Below are 23,321 nucleotides of genomic sequence, written 5' to 3'. Positions count from 1 at the left end.
CCGCTCACTGCTGGGGCATCTGCTGCTGGGCCTTGGCCAGTTCGGCCTTGACGGACTCGGTGGTCACCTCGCCGCCGCCCGCGGCGGAGGCGAAGAGGTTCTTGACCGCGGTGCCCACGACCGTCTCGAACTGCGACTCGCTCGGGACCTGGGGGAGCGCCTCGGCGCTGGTGGCGAGGGTGTCACGCAGCACCTTCAGCTCCGGCCGGTCGAACGCGGGATCGTTCTGCGCGGCCTTGACCGGCGGGATGGACCCGTAGGTCTTGCAGAGCAGCTTCTGCTCCTCGTCGCTGGTCATGAACTTCACGAACTCCAGGGCCCCGTCGAGGTTCTTGGTGTTCTTGAAGACGGCCATGTTGATGCCGGCGACCATGGAGTTGACGTTCTTGCCCTGGCCGGGGGTGCCCGACTGCACCGGCACCGGCGCGACGCCCCACTCGTCGTCGCTCATGCCCTGGGACTTGAACGTGGAGGCGGCCGCCTGCCACAGCACCATCGCCGTCTTGTCCTTGGCGAAGTCGCTCAGCGACTGGTTCTGGGCGTACTCGGCGTTCCCCGGGGCGATGATCTTGTCCTTCGCCATGAAGTCCACGTACTGCTTCACGGCCGCGACGGCGCCGTCGGAGGTGAAGTCGGGCTTGCCCTCCGCGTCGAAGAAGTCGGCGCCGTGCTGCTTGCCGAGGACGAACACCTGGTGGATGTTGTTGGACAGGTTGCCGCCCTCCGCGCCCAGGGCCCACTTGCCGTCCTTCGACAGCTTCTTGCCGGTCGCGACCATCTCGTCCCAGGTGGCCGGCGGCTTCTCGATCCCGGCGTCCGCGAACATCTTCTTGTTGTAGTAGAGCGCGTACGACATCGAGTACAGCGGCACCGCGGCCGGGTCGGAACCGGCCGCCCCGGTCGAGCCGAGCGCGGCCTCCACGAACCGGTCCTTGCCGCCGATCTTCGAGAAGTTCTTCTCGTCCCAGGGCAGCAGCGCGCCGGTGGACTGGAGGGACGCGGACCAGGTGTTGCCGATGTTGAGGACGTCGGGGCCCTGGCCGGAGGTGGTGGCGGTCATGATCCGGGTCAGCAGGTCCGACCACGGAACGACCTCGAGCTTGACCTTGATGCCGGTCTTCTCCTCGAACTTCTTCAGCTCCGGCTCGAGGATCTTCTTGTCGGCCTCGATGTTCGGACCCTGGTTCGACGCCCAGTAGGTGAGGGTCTTCGGCGACTCGTTGGAACCGCCGCCCCCGGCGGACGAGCCACCGCCGCACGCGGTCGCGGTGGCGAGCAGGGAGACGGCGACTGCACCACTGGCTACAGCTCTGTATCTGCGCATAACTCCAGGTGTCCCTTCCGGAGGGGTGGTGCCGCGGGGAGGGGCCGACAGGCTGCGGCTTCAACCTCTGAATGCCCTCACGGCTTAATTTAGGACGTGAGTTAAGCTCTCGGAGGCGACATCGTCAAGGGGTGCGACCCGGCGCGCTTCCGGGTCGGCGCGGGCCGAAGGAGCGAAGGATGTCTGGACGAAGCGGGCGTACGGTCAATGACCTGCGGCGGAGCAATCGCGCGACCGTACTGCAACGGTTGTATTTCGATGGCCCCATGAGCCGGCAGGCCCTCGGTCCCGCGACCGGACTGAGCTCCGGCACCATCAGCAACGTCGTGGGCGAACTCATCGGTGACGGCCTCGTGGAGGAAGCGGGCAGCATCGAGTCCGACGGCGGCCGCCCACGCACCCTGGTCCGTGTCGCGCCCGCGAGCGGACGCCTGATCGGTGTCGACGTCGGTGAAACCCGCGTCCGGGTGGAGCTGTTCGACCTCACCCTCACCGAACTGGCACGTACCGAACGGCCCTTGAACCCGCTCGGCTACGACGTCGACGTGATCGTCGAGCACGTCCGCCACGCCATAGAGGAAGTGCTGCACACCACGGGAGCCGGCGTCGACGGGCTCCTCGGCGTGGGCGTCGGCGTGCCCGGCATCGTCGCCGCGACACCCGGGTCCGGGGCCGTCGTCCACGGCCAGACCATCGGCTGGGACGCGGTCCCCCTGGAATCCCTGCTGCGTGCCTCCTGCCGGCTGCCCGAGACCGTGCCGTTCTTCATCGAGAACGGCGCCAGGACCCTCGGCCAGGCGGAGATGTGGTTCGGAGCGGGCCGCGGCGCGCAGAGCGTGGCCGTGATCCTCTTCGGCTCCGGGGTGGGCGCCTGCCACGTGACGGACACCGCCGAACAGGGCAGGGCCCTGGAGTGGGGCCATCTGACGGTCAACGTCGGCGGCCGCCGCTGCCGTTGCGGGGCGCTGGGCTGCCTCGAGGCGTACGCGGGGGCGGAGGCGCTCGTGGACCGGTGGCGGGAGGCGGGCGGAGTGCCGCCGGAGGGGGCGGACGAGGAGACGGCACTGACGGCGCTGCTGTCCGCGGCGTACCGGGACGGCGGCGTGGGTGGCGAGGGGGCGGATGTGCACGTCGGTGAGGGCGCTGATCCGGTGGCGCTCGCGGTCGTGGAGGAGACCGCGGAGTACCTGGGCGCCGGGCTCTCGGGGCTCATCAACCTCTTCCAGCCCGAGCGCATCCTCATCGGCGGATGGGCCGGGCTCCAGCTCGGCCCGCGTTTTCTTGCCGCCGTGAGGGAGCACGCCACTGCGTACTCGCTCCGCTATCCGGCCGGACGGGTGAGCATCGATCTGGGGCAACTGGGGCCGGACGCGGTCACGGTCGGCGCGGCCACCCTGCCGCTGGCCGGCTTCCTGGCGGGCGGCGGCAGACCGGCGGAACCGGTCCGCGAGGCGCTGCCGCCGGCATGGCGGTCCGCGCTGGAGGGCCGGGTGCCGAGCTGACACCGGGGGAGCGGACGGGGCCGGCCGGCGCCGTCGATCGGGACGGCCGGGCGGGTCCGATGCGGCCCGGCACCGGCGGGGGCGGTGCGCGCCGGCGGTCCATGGCATGGCCGTCGCGCCGGTTGTTCGGGCGCTGCTGTGGGCCTTGAGACCCTTGAGACACTGGGAAGCGCATCCCCTGCCCACTGCTGAGGAGGTCGCCGTGGCAGTCGAACCCGACCGGCCCGCACGTTCGCGGGCCGGGTCCGTCCGGATCGTGGAGGCCGACGGTCATCACGCCGTCCTGGTCTTCTCGGGTGTCCTCGACGCGCACGCGCTGCCGGAGCTCGAAGAACGGCTCCTCGACCCGAGGCTGCGACAGGCCGGCGACCGGGTGCTGGACATGAGCGGTCTCGAGCGGATCGAACTCGCCTGCGCCTACGGTCTGCTCCGCGCGGTGACCGTCGCGCCGGAGGCGGCCGTGATCACCGTCCGGGGCGCCCGCCGTGGCGTCGTGCGGACCCTCCGGCAGGCGGGTCTCGACGCGGTGGCGACGTTCGAGAGCTGACCGCGACGTTCGCGAGCTGACCGGTGTCCGCCGCGGTCCGACCGGCGACGTTCGAGAGCTGTCCGGCGCTCACCGAGAGAGCCGACCAGCGAGACCGGGAGCTGACCGGTGTCCGCGCGGGCCGACCGGCGACGACCGCGCCCCGGACCGCCAGGACGACCGGTGCCCCTGTAGGACCCCGCACCCTGCCGGCCGCCGTTCCTGGGGCAGGATGACGCCCCATGAGAGGTGTCGAGAAGCTCGGGGAGCTGCTGGAGCGGGCCGGCCTGGACGTGGTCGGGGAGCACGCCGGGAACCCTGTGCTGCCACCAGAAACGGCGTGGCGGATCGCGCACGGTGCGGCGGCGCCCGCCGGGGCCGCGGTGCCCGCGCAGGGCCTGCCGCCGTGGCCGGAGGTGGTGAAGGCGTCCGGGCTCGTCGACGCGGCCGGTGAATTCCTGGTCGCAGTCAAGGGACACCGTATCGGCGGGAACGACGCGTTGTGGACCCGCGTCCGTACGGCCGGCCGGCCGGGCCTCACCGGCGACCCCGCGTTCGTGGCGCTCTCCACGGACGGCGAGGTGCTGCTCGGCGTGACACCGGCGCCCGACGGGATCCGGCTGACCCTGCTCGACCGTCTCACCGAGCGGCTGGACGCGGCGGCCCGGACCGCGGGCACGGAGACGGCAGAGGAGCGTGCGGCGGCGTGGGCGACGCTGTCCGGTGAGCCGGCGTGGCCCGGTGAACTGACCGAGGGGCTGGGCTTCAACCGTGCCGCACCCGACGACGTGCTGGTGCGCCTGCTCGACGTGTTCGACGGATTCCTCTTCCGCGACGTCTCGCCGGCCGTGCGCGAGGCGGTCGTCTCCCACCCGGATCCGTCGGTGCGGCGCCGGATCGTGGAGACCCGCAACGCGCTGCGGCTGACGGCCGCCCAGTGGGCCGGCCTGGTGCTGAACGAGCCGTCGGGGCCGCGCCGCCCGCTCCTGGCCGAACGGGCGGTCTTCTACGGCGTCGACCTCCCCGACGAGGTGTACGACGTCCTCGTCGCGGCCCCGTTCAGGGCGGAGGTCGCGGGCATGGCCGGGCTGCCCGCCCGTCACCGGATCGCGCTGGCCGGCGATCCGGACCCTCAGGTCCGGGCAGGGGCGTGCGAAGCGTGGCCGCACCTGCCGGAAGAGGTGAGGAAGCGGCTGCTGGCCGAGACCGACGCCGCCGTCCGCGCCGCCGCACTGCTCGCGCATCATGAACAACACCCCATGCCGCGGCCCGTCTTCGAGGGGCTGCCCTCCGCCGAGCCGGCGCTGCGACGATGCCGGTTCGAACCCGGCCTGGAGGCCGAGCTCGTCCGGAGCGGCGACCTCGCCACGCGCCTCGCCCTGGCGGGCAATCCACGGCTCGGCCCGGAGGGCGTGGCCGCGCTCGCCGAGGACGGGGAGGAGCAGATCCGCTCCCTGATCGCGCTCCACCCCGACCTGACGGAGGAGCGGCGGGACGCCGTCCGCTGGTCCTACGACCGCGACCAGCTGTCCCACGCACTGCCGTGGGTCACCGCCCTGCACGGCGACCCGGCGGCGATGCGGCGCCTGGCGGCTTCGTCGCATCCGCTGATCCGCCGGTCCGTGGCCCGGGCGCGTAGCCTCCCGGCCGACGTGGTGCAAGGGCTGGCCCGTGACGAGGACCGCGTGGTCCGGCTCTTCCTCGCCGAGTCCTGCGACGACGCGCCGGCGGACATGCTCCTCGACGTGTGGCGCTGGTGGGACGGCAGCTTCAGCCACCCGGACCGCCCCCGCGGTCACCCGAACTTCCCCCGCGTGGGCCTGCTGTGCCACCTCGACGACCCGGCGCCCCGGATGCGTCGCCTCGCCCTGGACGACCCGGCCTCGACGCCGGAACACGTCGCGCGCCTCGCACGCGACCCGGCGGCGGAGGTGCGGCGCCGTGCCGCGGAGGACCCGCGTCTTTCACCGGCCGATGCCGTACGCCTCCTCGACGACCCCGCGGGTGCCGTCCGGCACACGGCCCTGCTCAACCCGCGCTTGCCGGCCCGCGTTCTGTTCCAGCTCCTGGAATACAGGGAGACCGCGGGAGTCGCCGTGCGCAACCCGTCCCTGCCCGTCCCGGTCATGCACCGGCTGCTGGACGCGATCACGGAGAGGGACAGCCTGTGACCACGATCGACGTCGACCGACTCGCGGAAATCGGCAGGAACTCGCTGCCGGACGTGACGCCCGGGACAAAGGTGAACGTCGTCGAGCTGGAGGACGGCGCGGGCGTATGCGTCGTGCACGCCGTCCGCGGGGGCGGCAAGGTCTACGTCGCACCCGACGGGACGGTGCTGTTCGCCGGGTCGTCGGTGACCTTCGACGCCGGGCTCGGCGCGTTCGTCGACGGGGCCCGCACTGCCCGGCCGACCGGGCGGTAAGGCGTCAAAGACGCCACCGCTCGTCCGTCTTCCGGCAGTCGGGCGCGCAGTCCTGCGGCAGGTGCTCAGGCGCGTGGGCCGGCGCCCTGCAGCAGGGTGTCGATGTGCGGGCGGCGAGGACGTCCGGGTCGGCGCCGTCCGCGTTGTCGTGCAGGGATTCCCGGAGGAGCGCGTAGTACACCCGGCGCACCCGGTCGAGGTCTGCTGCTTCGTCGATGAGCCTGTCCGCCTGGGCCCGCCGCAGCATCGCCGCCTGCGCCACCCCGGCCGCTCCCGCTCACGGCTCGTCGGCGACCTTCTCCGCGATACGGCCGAGCGCCGCGAGTTCCCCGGGATCGAGCCGGTCGACGAAATGCCGTCGCACGGAGGCGACATGGGTCGGTGCGGCTCGGTGGAGCGCGTCCCACCCCGTCGAGGTGAGGATGAGGAAACAGCCCCTTCCGTCGGCGGGGTCGGGTGCGCGCCGGATGAGTCCGCGCCCCTCCATGCGGGTGGCGTGGCGGGACAGACGGCTTCGCGACCACCCCATCTTGGCGGCCTGCTCGCGCAGCGTGCTGGTGCCGTCGGCGCGCTCGGACAAGGTGCTGAGCACCTCGTAGTCCGGCTCGGACAACCCGTGTGCGGCCAGGTCCTGCGCGGTGCGGGCCTGCACCGCGGTCACCATGCGGAGGTACGCCCGCCAGACGCGCTCCTCATCGGGCGAGAGCCAGCGGACCGGAGGGCCGGACTCATTCGTTGACATGTAATCAATCTACCGGTTAATTTCGTTTCCATGGAAACGAAGCGGCTTCGCATCCTCGTACTGGTCTGCAGCACGCGCCCCGGCGCGCTCGGTCCCGCCGTCGGCAGGTGGCTGGCCGAGACGCTCGCACCGAGCGCCGACCTGCTCGACGCGGACCTCGTGCCCCTGACCATCGGCGATCTGGATCTGCCGTTCCTGGACGAGGAGGAGCACCCGTCGACCGGCGTCCACCACCATGAGCACACCCGCCGGTGGAGCCGGATCGTCGACGGGGCGGACGGCTTCGTCTTCGTGACGCCGGAGTACAACTACGGAATGCCGGCGACCCTGAAGAACGCGCTCGACTACCTGGGCCCTGAATGGGCCTGGAAGCCGGTCGGCTTCGTCAGCTACGGCCACACCTCCGCCGGCACCCGCGCGGTCCAGCACGCCAAGCAGGTGGTGACCACCTTGCGGCTGGTCCCTCTGGGCTCGACCGTCGCGATACGGATCGCGGACGCGATGCGCGACGAACGTTTCGCCCCCGCGGCGCGTCATGCCGACGCGGCCGAAGGGCTGCTGGCGGAACTGGTACGCGTCTCACGGGCCCTCGTCCCGCTGCGTGAGCGCGGACACGCGGACTCCGTGGCGGGCCCGCTCCCCGGCTCCTACGCACGGCGTCTCGGCCCGGACGACGCCCCAGAGGTGACGGTGCTGCAGCGCTGCTGCTGGATGGAGGAGGCGCTCGCCAACGACACCCTGGCGATCCCGGCGCTCCACGAATCGCCGGCCGACGTGCGCGCCTGGCTGGCCCACTGGCACGCGACGGGACTGTGGCGGGACGGGAGGCTGCTCGGGATGGTCCGCACGCGGCGCACCGGCGCCGACCTGCACGTCGGGCGGCTCGCCGTCGCCCCCGACCTGCGGGGACTCGGTGTGGGGCGATGGCTGCTGCGCCGGGCCGAGTCGGCCGGGGAAGGTTGCCGGCGCATCGTCCTGTCCACGGGTGCCGCCAGCCACCGCAACCTCACCCTCTATCAGGGGCAGGGATACCTTCCGCTTCCCGATGCGCAGGAGGACGTGGTGGACCTGGTCAAGGCCGTCTCCGCCTGAGCGCGAGCACCTCCGCGCGCACGGCCCCCGCCGGAGCCCGCCGCCAAAGGAGCGTGCTTATGGTCTCCCCTCACCGACAAACGAACCTGACCCTGCACCAACCGGCCTCTGGCTCACCTGACTTCCATGATGGGCACCAGTGCGGAGGAGCACACTCGTGACAGAACCGACGTCCTTGCTGCTCTCACGCCTGCACGCGGCCGGTTTGACCGACGTCGTCGCGGTGGAGCCTGCCACTGGAGGCCTCGCCGCGACCGCGGGGCTCGGCCGCCGGGGGGACGGCACGGCAGTGTTCGCCAAGGCATTCGGCGAGCCGCCGTCGGGCGTCGCTTTCGCCGCGGAGGCCGAAGGGCTCACCGTGCTGCGCGAGACGGGCGGCGTCGCCACGCCCGACATCATCCTCGCCGACCGCGATCTGCTCGTGCTGTCCGTACTGCAGCCCCGGCCAGGCACCGAAGCATTCTGGCAGCAGCTCGCGCATGAGCTCGCAGGCCTGCACACCACCACGCGAAACCCTCGATTCGGGTGGCACCAGGACAACTGGCTGGGCCGTTGTCGGCAGGTCAACACGTGGGAAGACAACGGGTACGAGTTCTTCGCCCAGCACCGTCTGCTGCGCTGGCTGGGCGAGCCTCGCGTCGAGGAGGCGCTGACCCCCGCGGACCGGGCGGCGCTGGAGCGACTGTGCGAACGGCTGCCCGAGTTGCTGCCGGTCAGGCCCGCGTGCCTGACGCACGGCGATCTGTGGGCGCTGAACGTCATGGCCACTGCCGACGGGCGGCCCGCGCTGATCGACCCGGCCGTGTCGTACACGTGGGCAGAGGTCGACCTTGCCCACCTGTGGACCACGGCGCCGCCGCCCGAGGCGCGTGCGTTCTTCGAGTTGTACGCCGAGCTGACCGGGCTCGATCGGGACTGGCGCGAACGCATGCCGATCCTCCAGCTACGCCAGCACCTGGCCGTGATCGCCCAGCTCGTCCCCGACCGGGGTGCCGCCGACATCGTCCGCGCCACGCTCGCCCCGTTCCGCCGGCGACCCTGAGCTCAGCTGGACGAAGGCTCATTTCGACAGCACTCCCCAGGGTGCGTATCGAAGTCCTCGCTGGAGAACTCGCCCCGACTCCCTGTCGGCGGGTCCTCCGCAGCGGGACCGGAACGCCCCTTACCGTCCGACAGGCGGCGAACCGGGTGCTCGGTCCCGACAGAAGTCCCCGCCGGCCCCTGCGGGGTGTCGTTGACGTTCACCCGGGCAGGTCGCCGTCGCCGCCGAGGTTGGCGACCATGCGGCGCAGGACGTTGATCGTGGTCACGAAGTCGGCCGTGGTGATGCCTTCATGCGTCTGGCGATGTACGCGCGCGTTACGGTCCCTGGCCCGGACGCGTCCGGCCTCCCCTTCCTCGGTCACGGTCATCACCCCTGCGTCCTCCGTCAGCCACCCGCGGGCGACGAGGTCGTCGAAGACGTCGGCGAAGTCGATCCCGAGGTCCTCGTACTTGGCCAGGCGCTCGGTCAACGCGGCGCGGGTCCACCTGCCCGGCTCGCCGGCAACGTGGTTGAGCGTCCACCAGTGCGGCTGCGTGAGGTCTTCCACCGCCAACTGCGCTCGCAGCGCACCGACCACGTGCCGGTAAGCCTCACCGCTCCACGCGCCGATGGGCTGGGCCGCCAGCTCCTCCCGCGCATACTCCTTCAGCGACACGTTCACGCACCTCCTGTGGACGGTCATCAAGAACGCGATGACCGTATGACCCCAAGTGGACTTGAGGTCAAGGTGCTTCCCGTCCGTCGAGGCGCGCCGGTGATGCGGTGGGCCGAGTACGGGCCGTCCCCTCCCGCCGCACATCGTCGACGGGGCGTCCCCTCAGACGCGTTCCAGCGGCCGGTGCGGGCCCGCGGGCAGCTCGACGGCGATCGGGTCACCGGGGCGGACGACTCCTCCCTGCCGGACCACGCCCATGATCCCGGACTTGAAGGCGAATTCCCCGGTCGTCGCGTCGAGCTCGAAGACCTCCTTCAGAAGGCCCTTCTGGTAGGTGTCGATCTGCGCGCACGGATTGCGCAGCCCGGTCACTTCCACGATCGCCTCTTCGCCCAGGCGCAGCAGGGCGCCGGTGGGCAGCCCGAGCAGGTCGATCCCGCGCGTGGACACGTTCTCGCCGAGCTCGCCCGCCGCCACGGTGAAACCCTTCGTGGCGAGTTCGTCGAAGAGCTCCTCGTGCATGAGGTGCACCTGACGCAGGTTGGGCAGATGCGGCTCGTGCTTCATGCGGAACCGGTGCTTGACCGTTTCCCCCGCGTGGACATCGCCCTCCACGCCGAGACCGGCGAGCAGCGTGATGCTCTCGCGGTTCGGCTTGCTGAACGAATACGTCCCGTTGCTGCTCACAGCCGTGACCCGCGCCATCGTCGTGCCCACTTCTCCTCGCCCGTGCGTGCTCGAACCCGGCAAGCGTAAAGGGACCGCGCCGACACGCAGCGGTCAGGTCGTTCCCCGCTGCGGACGGTGACTTTGCAACGTTATAGAGGCTCGGTGGCAGCCAAGGCAAGACCCCGGTCGGGCCCAGTTCCGCGAGGGTGCCGGCCCGACGGAAGTCACTTCTCCGGTCCCGTTCGGTTGCCCCCGAGGGCAGGGTGGACAGGGCCATGAAGCCGTGCTGTCATGCTCACTGCACCCAAATTTCCAACGTAGTAGAAAAGTCGCTCCCCGCCCGGTGGCCACCGGACGCCGCCACCTCGACGGGGCCACTGCCGTGCGCCCTCGAACGGGTCGACAGCGCCCGGACGCGGCCCACCGCCCGCCCCCGTACAGCCGCCGAAGCTCCCGACCGGGCCGGTGGCCCGCCCGGACTCCGGCGTCCCGAGCCGCCCCGGGCAGCGACCGTCCCGCACCGCGCCGACGCAAGGTTCTCGGAAGGGATTTCAGATGGAGAGACGAACGTTCCTCGCCGGCACGGTCGCCGTCGCCGGCGGCGCCGCGCTGAGCGGCATGGCCGCCCTGCCCGCGCAGGCCGCCGCGCCGCGACCCCCGGTGCGCCTCGTCGGCCCCCGCGACGCGGCCCACTACCCGCAGAACCACGCCCCTCTGCGCGCCGCGCCCTTCCTCCGTCTCCCTCCTGGCAGCGTCACGCCCCGAGGGTGGCTCCGCGAACAGCTCGACCTGCAACTCGACGGTCTGGGCGGACGCCTGCCCGAGGTCTCCGACTTCCTCGACCCGGCGACCAGCGGCTGGTCCCGCCCCGAGCGCGGCGGCTGGGAGGAACTGCCCTACTGGCTCCGGGGCTTCGGGGACCTCGGCTACGTCACCGGCGACGCCCGCGCCCTGGACCTCACCGGCACCTGGGTCGACCGCATCCTCGCCACCCGGCAGCCCGACGGCTTCTTCGGACCGACGGCGCTGCGCACGGCCCTGAACGGCGGCCCCGACTTCTGGCCCTACGTACCGGTGCTCGACGCACTGCGCAGCCGGTACGAGTACAACGGCGACGAGCGCGTGATAGAGACCCTGACCGGCTGGTTCGCCTACCTCAACGGCCGCGGTCCCGCACTGTTCGCGCTCGGCTGGGGCACCTACCGCTGCGCGGACGTCATCGAGAGCGCCTACTGGCTCTACAACCGCACCAAGGACGCTTGGCTGCTGGACCTCGTACGCAAGGTCCACACGAACTCCGCCGACTACACCACCGGCATCCCCAACTGGCACAACGTCAACCTGGCCCAGGGTTTCCGTGAGCCCGCCCAGTACGGTCTGCTCGACGGCGGCTCCGCCCTCCTGGACGCCACCTACCGCAACTACGACACCGTGATGCGCCGTTACGGCCAGTTCCCCGGCGGCGGCTTCGCCGGCGACGAGAACTGCCGCGCCGGCTACGGAGACCCCCGCCAGGGGTTCGAGACCTGCGGCATCGTCGAGTACATGTACAGCCACGAGCTGCTCACCCGGCTGACCGGCGACCCGGTGTGGGCGGACCGCTGCGAGGAACTGGCGCTCAACATGCTGCCCGCCTCCCTCGACCCGATGCACAAGGGCATCCACTACGTCACCTCGGCCAACTCCGTCCAGCTCGACAACGTTGCCAAGAATCACGGCCAGTTCGACAACCGCTTCGCGATGCAGGCGTACATGCCGGGAGTGCACAACTACCGCTGCTGTCCCCACAACTACGGGATGGGCTGGCCCTACTACGCGCAGGAGGCCTGGCTGGCCTCCGCGGACGGCGGCCTCTGCGCCTCCCTGTACACGCAGTCGTCCGTCCGCGCCAAGGTCGGCGACGGGACCACCGTCACCTTCACCGAGGACACGGCGTACCCCTTCGAGGAGACGGTGAGGTTCAGGCTCTCCACGCCGCGGAAGGTCTCCTTCCCGCTCTACCTCCGGGTGCCGGGCTGGTGCTCCGCGCCCGCCGTCCGCCTCAACGGCCGCCCCGTACGCGCCCGCACCAGCGGCGGATACCTCGTCCTCGACCGTCAGTGGCACGACAGGGACACCGTGGAGCTGCGCCTGCCCATGCGCACCACCGTGCGCACGTGGGGCGACAACCGTGACGCCGTCTCCGTGGACCACGGCCCGCTCACCTACTCCCTCCGGATCACCGAGGACTGGCAGCGCTTCGCCGGCACCGAGGAATGGCCCGAGTACGCGGTACTGCCCGGCTCACCCTGGAACTACGCCCTCGAGATCGACGAGAGGTCCCCCGCCAAGTCGTTCACCCTCGAACGCACCGGCGCCGACGAGGCCAACCCGTTCACCCACACCGGCACCCCCGTGCGGATGCGCGCCCGTGCCCGCCGCGTCCCCGCATGGCGCACAGACGACCAGGACGTCGTCACTCCGCTCCAGCAGAGCCCCGTGCGTACGGAGGAGCCCCTCGAGCAGGTCACACTCGTCCCCTCGGCCGCCGCCCGTCTGCGCATCACGGCCTTCCCCACGGCCGGTTCGGGGCCGCGCGCCCACGAATGGGTGTCCTGCACCGCGTCCTTCAGCGGCGTGGACAGCCCCCAGGCCCTGATCATCAACTCCGCCACGCGGCCTTCGGGTTCGGGCGACCACTCCGTCCCCCGCTTCACCTGGTGGGACCGCACCGGCACCACCGAATGGGTCCAGTACGAGACCGCGGCCGCGCGGCTGCTGGAGGAGGTCTCCGTGTACTGGTTCGACGACACCGGCGTCGGACGCTGCCGGGTCCCCGCGTCCTGGCAGCTTCTGCACCGGGACGCCGCCGGCGAGTGGCGTCCCGTGGAGGCCACCACGGAGTACGGCACGGCGAAGGACCGGTTCAACCGCGTGACGTTCGCGCCCGTGACGACCACCGCGCTACGTCTGCAGGTGCGGCTCCAAGGTGACTTCTCCGGCGGCGTACTCGCCTGGCGGGCGACCTCCGCGCAGCGGTAGGACACGTGCACCCGACGCCCGGGCGCCGAGGAGGCCGGGTGTCACCGCCCCGTCCACGCCGCCCGGTGCCCCACGCCCCATGGCCGCCACACGCCGCCGTCCCCGCCACGGCCGTCCACCGCGGCCGTCCAGATCCACAACAGCCCAGGTACCACGTCAGTTCTACCGGGAGGTTCTGTTGCGTTTCCCATCTCTGAGCGCGCCCAGAGGCGCACGAGCAAGGCCGGCGTCCCTGCTGGTCGCCGTCGCGGCGTTCGCCCTTCTGGGCACCGCCGTCGTGCCGGACGCCACCGCGTCGGCCGCCGAGGAAGCCGCCGTGGCGCACGGTCTGAAGGGTGAGTACTACACCCAGTCCGCGGCCGGCGCCTTCGACTTCGACGAGCTGAAGGCCACCACCGTCGACCCGAATCTCGACTTCGACTCGCTCGAGGAGCGGTTGCAGGCGCGCACCGGGCAATCCGACGACGCCACCGTGCGCTGGACCGGGAAGATCACGCCGGAGAAGGCCGGTGACCATGTCTTCTCGATGACCGGTGACAACGGATTCCGGCTGTGGATCGACAACAAGATAGTCATCGACCACTGGGTCGACGACTGGGACCGGGAGCAGAACTCGCAGCCGGTCTCCCTCGAAGCCGGCCGGGCGTACGACTTCAAGGTCGAGTACTTCGAGCACTTCGGTGGTTCCAACCTGCATCTGCGCTGGACGCCGCCCGGCGGTGAGAAGACCGCCGTTCCCCCGTCCGCGTTCACTCTTCCCGACGGGATGGACTACAACGGCCCGACCGCCGTGGCCGTCGAAGCGTCCGGACGGGTGCTGAGCCTGGAGTTCCCCGAGGCCCTGGCCGCTCCTCCGGCCGGTCTTCTGGAGCACGTCGACGCGGTCATCGGCGGCGCGGAGTGGCCCATGTACGAGGCGGAGTTGGACGCCGCGGACCCGAGGAGGCTGCTGGTCACCCTTGACGAACCCGTCGTCGGTCAGGGCGGACTCGCCGATGTCCGCTACGACGGCGAGGGCGGCCTGACCACCACGGAGGGCCAGGCGGTCGACGACTTCTGGACCTCCGGCCCGAACAGGTCCGAGTACCAGCTGCGGACCAAGTGGGCCGACGAGGTCGGCCCCAAGAACGCTCTCCCCGAGTATCCGCGCCCCCAGCTCACCCGTGACTCCTGGCAGAACCTCAACGGTGAATGGCAGTTCGCCGGCGCGGAGGCGGGGGAGCGGCCACCGTTCGGCAAGACCCTTGCCGAGAAGATCCTGGTGCCCTACCCGGTCGAATCACAGCTGTCCGGCATCGAACGGCACGAGGAGCGCATGTGGTACCGGCGCACCTTCACCGTCCCCAAGGGCTGGAAGGTCGGCGACGGCAAGCGTCTCAACCTCAACTTCGACGCTGTCGACTGGGAGTCCGACGTCTATGTGAACGGCCGCAAGGTCGCGAGCCACAAGGGTGGTTACGACCGCTTCACCGCCGATGTCACCGACGCGCTCGAACCGGGCGGCCCGCAGGAACTGGTGGTCGGCGTCCACGACCCGACCGACGCGGCGGGCGGGGCGAACCCGCCCGTGGGCAAGCAGCGGCTGAGCCCGGGCGGCATCTTCTACACGCCGTCCTCCGGCATCTGGCAGACGGTGTGGATGGAGCCGGTGTCGGCCGACCACGCCACCGACGTCAAAGCGACTCCGGACGTGGCGGGCGAGAAGGTCGCCGTCACCGTACGCGGTGTGCGTGACGGACTGCCGGTGACCGCCGTCGCGTACGACGGCAGGCGGGAGGTCGGCAGGGCCACCGGAAGGACCGGCGCGGCGCTCCGGGTCCCCGTGCCCGACCCGCACCTGTGGTCGCCCGACGACCCGCACCTCTACCGGCTCAAGGTCACCATCGGCACGGGGAGTTCCGCCGACCGTGTGAGCAGCTACTTCGGTATGCGCACCATCGAGGTCAAGACCGTGGAGGGCAAGCAGCGCACCGTGCTGAACGGCAAGCCGGTCTTCGCCATGGCCACGCTCGACCAGGGCTTCTGGCCGGACGGGCTGCACACCCCGCCGACCGACGACGCCCTCGCGTACGACCTGGAGATGCACAAGAAGCTCGGCTTCAACTCGGTCCGCAAGCACATCAAGGTCGAACCGGACCGTTGGTTCTACCACGCCGACAGGCTCGGACTGCTCGTATGGCAGGACATGCCGTCCATGGCCGTCCCGCCGAGGAACGACGCCGAGCGCGCACAGTACGAGTCCGAGATGAAGGATATGATCGAGCAGCACGACAGCCACCCGTCGGTCATCATGTGGGTCACCTTCAACGAGGGCTGGGGCCAGTACGGCGGCCCGAGGGTGCCCGCGCTGGCCAAGGAGTGGGACCCGACCCGGCTCGTCAACGGCGCCAGCGGCTGGAACGACACCGGCAACGGCGACATCGCCGACGCCCACGGCTACCCGAGCCCCCAGCTGCCCGGCCCGGACGGCGAGCGGGCCCTGGTCAGCGGTGAGTACGGCGGCCTCGGACTGGCGGTCCCCGGCCACTCCTGGCCGGTCCGGCACACCTACGTGGGTGTCGACAGGGAGACGTACACCGACCGGTACCTGGCACTGCTCGAGGAGATCGAGCAACTGGCGGCCTGCCGTGCGAGCAACGGAGCCGTCTACACCCAGATCACCGACCTGGAGGGCGAGTTGAACGGCCTGCTCACCTATGACCGCAAGGTCATGAAGGCCGACGTCAAGCGGCTCAGGGCGGCGCACGAAGCCCTGATCAAGGGTGCCGCCGCGGGCACCTTGACCTGCTCCACCACCTGACCGGCGACGGACCAGGCAGCGTCTCTTCCCCGGCCCCGGGGGAGAGACGCTGTCCGTGCGTGGGGACAGGCGGCGCCCCAGGGCGCCCGGGTCAAGAGGAGGGCGCGTCGCTGCTGGCGCGGACCACGAGCCGGTGAGGCACGACGATGTCGAGGGGCCGAACGGCATTGCCCGGGCTGTAGATACGGTCGGCGAGACACTGCAGCGCCCGCTCGACGATCTGCTCCTTGTCGGGCGCGACGGTCGTCAGCGCGGGATTGGCGAACCGGCCGTCCTCCACGTCGTCGAAGCCGACGAACGCGATGTCGCCCGGCACGTCCAGCCCGCGCAGGTGGGCCATGTGCATCGCGCCGAGGGCCAGTTCGTCGCTGAACGCGAACACGGCGTCCGGCCGGCCGCTCCCGTCGAGCAGCTGCGCCATGGCCTTCGCGCCGTCCGCGCGGTGCAAGGCCGAGACCTCCGCCTCCAGAGCCGGGTCCGGCGTGATCCCCGCACGCGCCAGAGCACGGTGGTAACCGGCCCGGCGCTGCTCGGCGGTGCCGTTGCGCAGATGCGGCTGGAGGCCGAGGGCGGCGACGCGCCGCCGCCCGGACTCCAGGAGGTGGGTGGTCGCCTGGTCCGCCGCCAGGACGTTGTCGACGGCCACCCGGTCCACCAGCCCTTCGGGGCTGCGCTCGCCGAGCAGCACCACGGGCGTCGAGCGGGCGGCGGCGGTGAGTTCCTCGGGTCCGAGCGCCCAGGGGCTGATGACGAGCCCGTCGACGACACGGCCGCCGGCCCGTGTCAGCAGACGGCGTTCCGCCTCCGCGTCGCCGCGCGTCTGGTCGATGATCACCGTCCAGGAACGCCGCTCCGCCGCCTCCACCAGCAGCCCCGCGAGCTCGCCGAAGTAGGGGGAGCGCACTTCGGGGATGGCGAGCCCGATCAGTCCGGTCCGGCCCGCGCGCAGGCTGCGGGCCGCGAGATTGGGCCGGTAGCCGAGTTCGTCGAGAGCCGCCTGCACGCGCAGGCGCGTGTCCTCGGCCACCGCGGCGGAGCCGTTGACCACGTTGGAGACCGTTCGCACCGACACGCCCGCCCGGGCGGCGACATCCTTCAGACGACTGCTCACCGCACCATCCTGTCACGGGCCCCTCGGGTCGGAACCGGGGCCCAGCGCGGGCCGCCGGGGGTATTGCAACGTTGCATTCAACGATGCAATATGGCGGCGTCAGCTTGTGCGAGGAGGCAGAGATGAGTAGTCCCGTGTTCCCCGGAACCCCCGCCGCCGACCCGGACGCGGAGGCGGGCCCGGCCGTGGACGCCGACGCCGACGTGGACGTCAGCGCGGATGTGGAGGCCCTCTACCGCGACGGCGTCACGGCCCGGAAGGGCGCCTTCACCCCTGAATGGGCCGACCGGCTCGGGGAGGACATCGCCCTGGCCTTCGAGGAAGCCCGCCGACGGCCGGGCGGCGCGGTCGGCCGGGGACCCAACCGCTACTACGTGGAGATCCACCCCGAACAGATCCGGGGGTTCGTTGACCTCGTCGACCACCCCTGGGTGCGGTCGCTGTGCGCCGCCGTCCTCGGCCCCGACTACCGGATCGTCGAGGTCGGCTTCGACGTACCGCTCGCAGGCGCCGTCGACCAGCCGTGGCACCGGGACTTCCCGATGCCGGAGGAGACCCGGAGGGAGCGCCGTTACACCTCGCTCGCCTTCAACGTGACGACGGTCGACACGACGCCGGACATGGGCCCGTTCGAGATCGCCCCGGGGACGCAGTGGGACGACGGCCCGGACTTCGCACACGGCATGTTCCCGCCGAAGGCCGACCGCGCACGCTACGAGCAGCGCGCGGTACGCAAATTCCCGCAGCGCGGCGACATCTCCGCCCGCAGCGCGCTGACGGTCCACCGCGGAACCACCAATCACTCGGAACGGCCCCGGCCCGTGCTGGTACTCGGCGTCGACGGCCCGGAGGCGACCAACGGCGACCGTCACGACACCGCGGTGACCCGCGCCTACTGGCAAACGCTCTCCGACCGTGTACGCCGGCACCTCGACTGCCCGGTCGTGGAGGCGCTGACCCCCGTGACGCAGAAGCACACCATCGAGGGCCTGGTCATGGGCGACGCCTGAGCTGCTGAAGTCCCCCCGGACGCGGGGGAGTCGGCGGATTCCCCCGCCACGACACACCGCCGCGCGGCGACACCGCCGCCCGGCGCACGCCGGCCCAGGGCCGCAGGAAGCCGCCCCGCGCGGCCCGCGAACCGCCTCCGGCGCAGAAAGCCGCCGCGCACGACGGCCCCCCGCCCTGGAGGAGGCCCCCCGTGAACGACTCTCCCCGGTCGAGGGGAGCCGTCCCGCAGCCCGCGAACGGCCTTCGGCCGAAGGGAGCTGCTGTCGCGACAGACGGTCCCCGGTAAAAGGAAGCTGCCGCGCAAACGACGGCCCCCGGCGAACGGTGTCGACCGCTCGCCGGGGACCGTCCCCGCTCTTGGTGCTACGGCTTCTCCCCGGCGTGGAGAGCGCTCACCTCCTCGGCGGTGAGTGCCTTGTCATACGCGTGGACCTGGTCGATGGAGCCGTTCCAGAAGTCCACGTTCCCGCCGTTCCACTTGGCGCGGCCCACGGAGAGAGGGCCGGTGCTCACGTCGGCCGGACCGGGCTCGGCGGTGGCGACCAGCTTGCCGTCCAGGTACAGCTTGATGTCGTTGCTCACGCTGTCGCGCACGCCCACCAGGTGGTACCAGCGCCCCAGTTCCGGCACGAGCTCCCCGCGGGCGCGGTGGCCGCCGGGTGTGCTGAAGGCGAAGGCGCCCTGCCCGTACTGCAGATAGAAGGGGTTCTCCTGGCGGCGGCCGTCCTGGCTCACGGCGGTCGCGTAGTTGCCGGGGACCGCGTCGAGCGTGACCCAGGCGGACACCGAGTAGCTCTTGGTGGTGTCGAGCACCGGCCCGTCGGTCTCCGCGAACCGGCCCTGACCGTCGAACTTCAGCGCGCTGCCGCTGACGCCCGGGGCCCAGGTGGTGCCCTCGGTGAGCTGGAGGGGCTTGTTGTTGGGGCCCTCGTCCCGTGCGGTGGTTCCCTTGCCCTCGTCGAGGGCCCAGTACCCGCCGCCCTTCAGCTCGTCACGCTCGCCCGCGGCTGCGCCTGCCGCGATGATCCTTCGGTTGACGTCGCGCACCTTGACCGGGTCGACCTTGATCTCCCGGCGGTCGTAGGTGTACAGGCCGTTGAGCTCGTTCTCCAGGTCGGAGATCTGGGTGTAGACGGAGCCGGACAGCTCGGCGCCGGCCTGCTCGAGGTAGAACTTCTCGGTGTTCTCGACGTACTTGCGGGTGAGTGCGTCCTTGTCGGCCACCCCGCTGTAGATCACCGTGGGAGCGCCCGGCCACATGTGGCCCGGGGTGCGCAGGGTGAAGCCTCCGTGCTCGCCGTCCATGGCGGCGCGGTTCGCGTCGGGGAAGGCGGGGTCGGTGTTGTTGTAGTCGTGGTGGTCGATGATGTCGCCCTTGCCCGAGTCGCCCTTGGAGTTGCAGCAGTTGACGCCGCTGTGGGCATTGACGACACGGGACGGGTCGGCGGCCTTGACCGACTCGGCGATGCGGCCGCTCTCCTCACGGTTCCACTCGCCCCAGCCTTCGTTGAAGACGATCCAGCCGATGACGGAGGGGGAGTTGTGATGCTGGCGCATCATCTCCCTGCCCTGGTCGACGAAGGCCTTCTGCCCTGTCTCGTCGGTGATGTTCCCGGAGACGAAGTCCTGCCAGACCAGCAGGCCGAGCCGGTCCGCGTGGTAGAACCAGCGCGGTGACTCCACCTTGATGTGCTTGCGGACGGCGTTGAAGCCGAGCTTCTTGTGCGCCTGGAGGTCGAAGGCCAGGGCCTTGTCGCTGGGCGGGGTGTAGAGGCCGTCGGGCCAGAAGCCCTGGTCGAGCGTGGCGAGGGAGAAGACCGGCTTTCCGTTGAGCACCAGCTTCTGGAAGCCGCCGACCTTCTCGATCCCGATCTTGCGCATACCGAAGTAGCTGTCGATCCGGTCGGTCGACCTGCCGTCGGTCAGCTTGACGTCGAGGTCGTAGAGGTACGGGTCGTCCGGGGTCCACAGGTGCTGCTTTGCCACGGGCAGCCGCAGCTTGCTGTTGGCCGGCCCGCTGACCTTGCCGACAACGTTGCCACGCGTGTCGCGGGCGACTGCCTCGACACGGGCGTTCGCGGAGGCGTCGTCGGACTCGACGGTCACCGCCAGGCTGCTGGTGTCGATGTCGGGCGTGGTGACGACGTTGTCGATCGAGGCCTCGGCGACGGGCTCCATCCAGACCGTCTGCCAGATGCCCGACGTCTGGGTGTAGAAGATGCCGCCCGGGTTGGTGGACTGCTTGCCCATCGGCTGGTTGGCGCCGCCGGTGTCGGTGACCGCGACGACGACCTCCTGCGGTCCGGTGCCCTTGAGCGCGTCGGTGACATCGGCGCTGAAGGCGTTGTACCCGCCGGTGTGGTCGGCGACCTGCTTGCCGTTGACCCAAACGCGGGCGCGGTAGTCGACGGCGCCGAAGTTGAGCTTCAGCCGGTTGGTCTTGCCGACCTTCCAGTCCCGGGGCACGTTCACCAGCTTGCGGTAGAACATGTGGTCCTCGTGCCGCTCGAGCCCGGAGAGCTGCGACTCGACCGGGAACGGCACGACGATCTTCTCGTCGAGGTCCTTGCCGAAGACCGGCTGCTCACCCGCCTTCGCGCCGCTGAACTGCCAGGGGCCGTTGAGGTTCTTCCACTTGCCGCGCACCTGCTGCGGACGGGGGTACTCGGGCAGCGGGTTGTTCTTGTCGACCTTGTCGCCCCACGGGGTGGTGAGCCGGTGTGTGGAGGCGTTCTGCGCCGAGCGGATGATCTGCGGCACGGTCCCGGTGCCGGCCTTGAGGCCGCCTTCACCGTCGTACGTGACCTTGACCTGCTGGTTCTTCTGGATCGGCGCCGCGAGGGTGACGATGAGGGAGTTCGGGTCGCCGGAGTCGACGGCGACCGACCCGATCGGCATGGCCGTCGTGTCGGCCTCGATCTTCAGGTGGTCCTTGACCGCGTCGATGTCGCTGACCTTGTTCTCGAACCGGGCCCGCAACTGCCTGCCGTCCTCTGCGACGGTCAGTTCCACCGGGTAAACCTGGAAGCCGGTGGGCGGGGTGAAGGCCGACTCGGGGACGAGCTGCTTGCCCATCGCCGGACTCGACCAGCGCAGGAACATGTTCGCCCCGCCGAAGTCCTGGAACATCTCGAGGCGGAACTCGTGCTTCTCGCCGGCGGTCAGCCTGACCGGTGCACTGGTCTGCTCCTTGTCCCAGTCCGGTTCCCAGTGGTCGATGACGGGCTTGCCGTCGATGAACAGCCGGAAGCCGTTGTCGCCGATGCCGTAGAACGTGTAGTCCCCGGTGGCGGGCGCCTCGATCATGCCTGTCCAGCGGGCGGTCGTGTGCTCCGCCCGCCCGGTCAGCGACTCGAAGGTGGCGGCGAGGCCGGGGAAGTTGATCTGGGGATCGAGCGATACGCCGCCGAGTTCGGCGAAGTCCCTGGCACCGGGCGCCGACATGCTGAAGTACTCGCCCTTGAGGCCGTGCACCTCGATGGCGGCGTTCTCGGCAGCGGACGCGGACGTGGTGCTGATCGGCTCGGCGGCCGACGCGGTGGGCACCAGGCCGCTGACCGGCAGTGTCAGGACGGCTGCGGTCAGCAGCGCCCACAACCTGGTTCTGGAGCGGGTGAGTTGTCTTGTCATCGAATCTTTCCTCGCACAGAGGGATCGGAGCCGGGCCTGTGAGGAGTGGACGCGCGGATGGGATCCGGTGATGGGGGACGTCCGCCCGCGAGGAAGGCGGCCTCAGCGTCCGGGCACGCTCCTTGGAGCGTGCCTCGGCCGTCGGCCGTCCACGTGGGCGGGGCACCGGCGCAGACAGCGGCCGGCGTCCCTTGCCGACCACTGTTCCATCGTTGGAAAACTGTGTGCAGCGGAATGAGAGCACGCCGTCCGGCGGCTGTCCAGGCCCTGTGCAGAGCGGCGCCCGGGGTGGCCCCCGTCGCGAACCGGCCCTCGTCCCGACACATTTGGGAAACGTCGCGCAACACCCTTGCCGCATGTCGACCGGCAGCTATATAACGTTGTAAATCCGAGGTCGCCAACGGCCGTTCGGACGCGTTCCACCTTCCTTTCCCCAGGTCGGAGTTGTTTCTGACCGAGCCTGCCGGACTGGGCGCAGGCTGACTCTCCGTACCCGACGCCGCCCGACCGCACGCCACTCGGCGGTGCGCTCACCCCCGCCTAGGAGTGTCCTGAGATGACCATCCCGAAGAGATCTCGCTCGCTCACCGTCGCCTGTCTGCTCGCCGCCACCGCGACGCTGGCCGTGTCCGGCTGCGCCAAGTCGGAGACCCCGAGCAACGCCGGCGGTGACAGCAGCCAGGCCGCCCAGGCGGCCGAGACGCCCGCCGGCAGCTCGGGATCCGGCTGCACGCTCGAGACCTACGGCGCCCCCAAGCTCGACCTGAAGGACGCGGTCGTCGGCTTCTCCCAGTCGGAGAAGGAGGCCAACCCCTTCCGTATCGCGGAGACCCGGTCCATCAAGGACGAGGCCGCGAAGCTCGGCGTCAAGAAGCTTCTCACGACCAACGCGCAGTCCCAGCTGTCCAAGCAGATCAGCGACATCCAGGACATGCTCGCCCAGGGCGCCCAGTTCCTCATCGTCGCCCCGCTGAACTCCGACGGCCTCGAGCCCGCCTTCAAGGCCGCCGCGGCCAAGAAGGTCCCCGTCCTCACCATCGACCGCAAGGTCAACGCGGGCGCGTGCAAGGACTATCTGGCCTTCCTGGGCTCGGACTTCGTCGAACAGGGCAAGCGCGCCGCCGACGCGATGATCAAGGCGACCGGCGGCAAGGGCAAGGTCGCCATTCTCCTCGGAGCGTCCGGCAACAACGTCACCACCGACCGCACCAAGGGCTTCGTCGACCAGGTCGCCGCCAAGGCGCCCGGCCTGGAGATCGTCGCTCAGCAGACCGGCGAGTTCGCCCGCGACAAGGGCCAGCAGGTCATGGAGCAGCTCATCCAGTCCAAGCCCGACATCACCGCCGTCTACGCGGAGAACGACGAGATGGCGCTCGGCGCCATCACCGCCCTGAAGTCCGCCGGCAAGAAGCCCGGCAAGGACGTCAAGGTCGTCTCCATCGACGGCACGCGCAACGCCGTCCAGGCCCTGGTCAACGGCGAGATGAACGCGGTCATCGAGTCCAACCCCCGCTTCGGTCCGCTCGCCTTCGCCACCGCGCAGAAGTTCTACGCCGGTGAGGAGATCCCGGAGAACGTGATCATCAGCGACCGCTCCTACGACGAGTCCAACGCCAAGGCGTCCATCGGCGGAGCGTACTGACCGAGGGCGGGTCGCGAGGGCGGCGCCGTCCGCCCCTGGGCGGGGCCGGAACCCGGCGACACGCCCCTCGCCCGCTCCGGGCCGCCGCGGTGCTTCAGCCCGCGGCGGCCCGGGAACCATCCCACA

The 23,321-nt window shown here is 70.7% G+C and carries 17 protein-coding genes; 10 read left to right on the top strand and 7 right to left on the bottom strand.

From position 1 onward, the window contains the following. Nucleotides 1-4: 4 nt before the first annotated feature. Complete coding sequence (locus tag SPRI_RS02830; RefSeq protein ID WP_005308060.1) at nt 5-1,324, bottom strand: ABC transporter substrate-binding protein; 1,320 nt, start codon at nt 1,322-1,324, stop codon at nt 5-7. A gap of 179 nt (nt 1,325-1,503) precedes the next feature. Here SPRI_RS02830 and SPRI_RS02825 point away from each other — a divergent pair, with 179 nt between their 5' ends. The 4 genes from SPRI_RS02825 (at nt 1,504) to SPRI_RS02810 (ending at nt 5,777) form a co-directional block, all read left to right on the top strand. After that, entirely contained in the window at nt 1,504-2,826 is a 1,323-nt protein-coding gene (locus SPRI_RS02825) for an ROK family transcriptional regulator (protein WP_005308058.1), read from the top strand. A gap of 202 nt (nt 2,827-3,028) precedes the next feature. Next, on the top strand, nt 3,029-3,373 hold the full coding sequence (locus tag SPRI_RS02820) for an STAS domain-containing protein (RefSeq protein WP_005308056.1): 345 nt from the start codon (nt 3,029-3,031) through the stop codon (nt 3,371-3,373). A 221-nt stretch (nt 3,374-3,594) separates the two neighbouring features. Further along, a complete protein-coding gene (locus SPRI_RS02815) occupies nt 3,595-5,523 on the top strand; it encodes a hypothetical protein (protein WP_053556674.1) in 1,929 nt (642 codons plus the stop codon). Then, the gene (locus SPRI_RS02810) at nt 5,520-5,777 is read left to right on the top strand and encodes a disulfide isomerase DsbC N-terminal domain-containing protein (protein WP_005308054.1); all 258 of its coding nucleotides are present in this window, start codon (nt 5,520-5,522) and stop codon (nt 5,775-5,777) included. The genes SPRI_RS02815 and SPRI_RS02810 overlap by 4 nt, the downstream gene beginning before the upstream one ends. Before the next feature lie 4 nt (nt 5,778-5,781). On the opposite strand, the gene SPRI_RS02805 is transcribed toward SPRI_RS02810, so the two are convergent. Continuing rightward, a complete protein-coding gene (locus tag SPRI_RS02805) occupies nt 5,782-6,039 on the bottom strand; it encodes a hypothetical protein (protein ID WP_005308052.1) in 258 nt (85 codons plus the stop codon). Nucleotides 6,040-6,054: 15 nt separating this feature from the next. Continuing rightward, entirely contained in the window at nt 6,055-6,519 is a 465-nt protein-coding gene (locus tag SPRI_RS02800; protein ID WP_005308050.1) for a MarR family winged helix-turn-helix transcriptional regulator, read from the bottom strand. A 30-nt stretch (nt 6,520-6,549) separates the two neighbouring features. Here SPRI_RS02800 and SPRI_RS02795 point away from each other — a divergent pair, with 30 nt between their 5' ends. Together SPRI_RS02795 and SPRI_RS02790 are read left to right on the top strand one after the other, a co-directional pair. Beyond that, nucleotides 6,550-7,611, top strand: a complete 1,062-nt coding sequence (locus tag SPRI_RS02795; protein WP_005308038.1) for a bifunctional NAD(P)H-dependent oxidoreductase/GNAT family N-acetyltransferase — start codon at nt 6,550-6,552, stop codon at nt 7,609-7,611. Nucleotides 7,612-7,768: 157 nt separating this feature from the next. Next, nucleotides 7,769-8,653: a fructosamine kinase family protein gene (locus SPRI_RS02790; RefSeq protein WP_005308034.1), complete on the top strand. Its 885-nt coding sequence runs from the start codon at nt 7,769-7,771 to the stop codon at nt 8,651-8,653. Between the two features lie 199 nt (nt 8,654-8,852). Here SPRI_RS02790 and SPRI_RS02785 read toward each other — a convergent pair whose 3' ends face one another. Next, nucleotides 8,853-9,317 carry a MarR family transcriptional regulator gene (locus SPRI_RS02785; protein WP_199782689.1) on the bottom strand — a complete coding sequence of 155 codons (465 nt, stop codon included), beginning with the start codon at nt 9,315-9,317 and terminating at the stop codon, nt 8,853-8,855. A 156-nt stretch (nt 9,318-9,473) separates the two neighbouring features. Beyond that, on the bottom strand, nt 9,474-10,016 hold the full coding sequence (locus SPRI_RS02780) for an MOSC domain-containing protein (RefSeq protein ID WP_037775790.1): 543 nt from the start codon (nt 10,014-10,016) through the stop codon (nt 9,474-9,476). A 519-nt stretch (nt 10,017-10,535) separates the two neighbouring features. Here SPRI_RS02780 and SPRI_RS02775 point away from each other — a divergent pair. Next, nucleotides 10,536-13,001, top strand: a complete 2,466-nt coding sequence (locus tag SPRI_RS02775; protein WP_005308028.1) for a beta-L-arabinofuranosidase domain-containing protein — start codon at nt 10,536-10,538, stop codon at nt 12,999-13,001. A 79-nt stretch (nt 13,002-13,080) separates the two neighbouring features. Further along, nucleotides 13,081-15,801, top strand: coding sequence for a PA14 domain-containing protein (locus SPRI_RS02770; protein ID WP_107082418.1), 2,721 nt, complete (start codon nt 13,081-13,083; stop codon nt 15,799-15,801). 91 nt (nt 15,802-15,892) lie between these two features. Here the strand turns inward: SPRI_RS02770 and SPRI_RS02765 are convergent, their stop codons facing one another. Next, entirely contained in the window at nt 15,893-16,912 is a 1,020-nt protein-coding gene (locus tag SPRI_RS02765) for a LacI family DNA-binding transcriptional regulator (RefSeq protein WP_005308025.1), read from the bottom strand. A gap of 122 nt (nt 16,913-17,034) precedes the next feature. Between SPRI_RS02765 and SPRI_RS02760 the strand changes: the two genes are divergently transcribed. Then, nucleotides 17,035-17,922, top strand: a complete 888-nt coding sequence (locus SPRI_RS02760; RefSeq protein ID WP_078535177.1) for a phytanoyl-CoA dioxygenase family protein — start codon at nt 17,035-17,037, stop codon at nt 17,920-17,922. 364 nt (nt 17,923-18,286) lie between these two features. Here the strand turns inward: SPRI_RS02760 and SPRI_RS02755 are convergent, their stop codons facing one another. Further along, a complete protein-coding gene (locus tag SPRI_RS02755; protein ID WP_005308021.1) occupies nt 18,287-21,553 on the bottom strand; it encodes a glycoside hydrolase family 2 in 3,267 nt (1,088 codons plus the stop codon). Between the two features lie 556 nt (nt 21,554-22,109). Here SPRI_RS02755 and SPRI_RS02750 point away from each other — a divergent pair. Continuing rightward, the gene (locus SPRI_RS02750; protein WP_005308019.1) at nt 22,110-23,195 is read left to right on the top strand and encodes an ABC transporter substrate-binding protein; all 1,086 of its coding nucleotides are present in this window, start codon (nt 22,110-22,112) and stop codon (nt 23,193-23,195) included. Nucleotides 23,196-23,321 lie beyond the last annotated feature (126 nt).

Origin of the sequence: Streptomyces pristinaespiralis, from assembly GCF_001278075.1 — a bacterium.
Lineage (GTDB): Bacteria > Actinomycetota > Actinomycetes > Streptomycetales > Streptomycetaceae > Streptomyces > Streptomyces pristinaespiralis.
The sequence above is the reverse complement of the archived record's forward strand: the minus strand, read 5'-3'. Positions and strand labels throughout refer to the sequence as shown.

Excerpts from the sequence above, each read along its gene's own strand:
- SPRI_RS02830 (WP_005308060.1), bottom strand. The coding sequence starts at position 1,324 with ATGCGCAGATACAGAGCTGTAGCCAGTGGTGCAGTCGCCGTCTCCCTG.
- SPRI_RS02825 (WP_005308058.1), top strand. The coding sequence starts at position 1,504 with ATGTCTGGACGAAGCGGGCGTACGGTCAATGACCTGCGGCGGAGCAAT.
- SPRI_RS02815 (WP_053556674.1), top strand. The coding sequence starts at position 3,595 with ATGAGAGGTGTCGAGAAGCTCGGGGAGCTGCTGGAGCGGGCCGGCCTG.
- SPRI_RS02800 (WP_005308050.1), bottom strand. The coding sequence starts at position 6,519 with ATGTCAACGAATGAGTCCGGCCCTCCGGTCCGCTGGCTCTCGCCCGAT.
- SPRI_RS02795 (WP_005308038.1), top strand. The coding sequence starts at position 6,550 with ATGGAAACGAAGCGGCTTCGCATCCTCGTACTGGTCTGCAGCACGCGC.
- SPRI_RS02780 (WP_037775790.1), bottom strand. The coding sequence starts at position 10,016 with ATGGCGCGGGTCACGGCTGTGAGCAGCAACGGGACGTATTCGTTCAGC.
- SPRI_RS02775 (WP_005308028.1), top strand. The coding sequence starts at position 10,536 with ATGGAGAGACGAACGTTCCTCGCCGGCACGGTCGCCGTCGCCGGCGGC.
- SPRI_RS02770 (WP_107082418.1), top strand. The coding sequence starts at position 13,081 with ATGGCCGCCACACGCCGCCGTCCCCGCCACGGCCGTCCACCGCGGCCG.
- SPRI_RS02760 (WP_078535177.1), top strand. The coding sequence starts at position 17,035 with ATGAGTAGTCCCGTGTTCCCCGGAACCCCCGCCGCCGACCCGGACGCG.
- SPRI_RS02755 (WP_005308021.1), bottom strand. The coding sequence starts at position 21,553 with ATGACAAGACAACTCACCCGCTCCAGAACCAGGTTGTGGGCGCTGCTG.
- SPRI_RS02750 (WP_005308019.1), top strand. The coding sequence starts at position 22,110 with ATGACCATCCCGAAGAGATCTCGCTCGCTCACCGTCGCCTGTCTGCTC.